Source organism: Microcystis sp. M53603_WE2 (genome assembly GCF_030065435.1).
On record NZ_JASJFF010001399.1, the window covers coordinates 1 to 1,284 of the forward strand.

Annotated in this window: 1 protein-coding gene; it reads right to left on the bottom strand. The window is 49.5% G+C overall.

All coding sequences use genetic code 11. The features are described 5' to 3' along the window. Nucleotides 1-608: 608 nt before the first annotated feature. Entirely contained in the window at nt 609-1,166 is a 558-nt protein-coding gene (locus PX481_RS29365) for a Uma2 family endonuclease (protein WP_002763043.1), read from the bottom strand. Between the last annotated feature and the right edge of the window lie 118 nt (nt 1,167-1,284).

Sequence of the window (1,284 nt, forward strand, 5' to 3'; positions counted from 1 at the left end):
AAGGAATATTACAAATTGTTAACCGAGTCTTGAAAGCCTTGTGCTACAAAGGTTTGAAATGTTAAGAAAGATGTGACTAAAGGACAGCTTATCAAGGGGGGCAGGGGGGCTCCCCCCGCCTATCGGCACCCCCCTTATCAAGGGGGGCAAGGGGGCTCCCCCCGCCTATCGGCACCCCCCTTATCAAGGGGGGCAGGGGGGCTCCCCCCGCCTATCGGCACCCCCCTTATCAAGGGGGGCAGGGGGGATCGAACCTAAAATCCATTTTTAATTTAATTATAACCAGCTACTTAGGTTAAAGAAAATCTCTCAATTCTCAGGAAAAGCGAAACCCAACAGCCAACACCTAAATCCGTCTGAATCTTTTTGTTGGGTTTCCTTACGTCAACCCAACCTACGGTAGTTTCCTTGGGTCTATTGTTGGGGTTCCTTACGTCTATCGGCTAGACAAGGAAAAAGCGATCGAGGATTTCCGACAAGCCGCCGAACTGTTCCGCCAGCAAGGGAACGCGCCAGCACGCGAAAAAGCCCTGCAATTCCTACGGCAATTAGGCGCGGTCTAGATACTCGATCGATTTTGAATCTCACCCCGAAAAAAGCGATCGATCTTACAGCAAGATTTCTAGCGCTAGGGTGAACCCCGGAACCACATCTTCCCCGCTTAAAATCGCGTTCTCGGGATAACAGGTAATCGTCCCGTCCTGACGGTAGACGAAAGCCTGTTTATTGTGGCGATCGATCAACCATCCTAACTTCACCCCGTTCTCCCGATACTCCTCCATTTTCCGCTTTAACTTGGATAAACTATCGGTTTTAGAACGGATCTCGATCACGAAATCCGGCGCGAGATCGAGAAATTCATCCTCCCTTTCCTGCCAACCGGACGGTAAACGTTCTCTCGCCACGAAAGCCACATCGGGAGAGCGTACCGCGCTATTGGCCAGTTTAAAACCGCCGCTAGAACTAAATACCTCTCCTAACCCGTTCTGTTCGACCCAGTAGAGCAGGCGAGCGCCGGCTTTCAGTTCTCGATTCGCTGAAATACTTCCGATCGGGGGCATAGTGACTAACGTTCCATCTGCATTGCGTTCAAAGCCTAATTCCGGGTTCTGACAACTGAGGCGAATTAATTCCGCATCAGTAATCGTCGGGGATTTGCTTACCATATTGCATCAAAAAAAACAAGTATTTTTCACTAAATGATAACAAAGCGATGCCGATTGCCGCGCTTTTTCCTTTTGTACCCGAAAGGAAAAAAAATTGATCGCCCTATCCTGCATATTC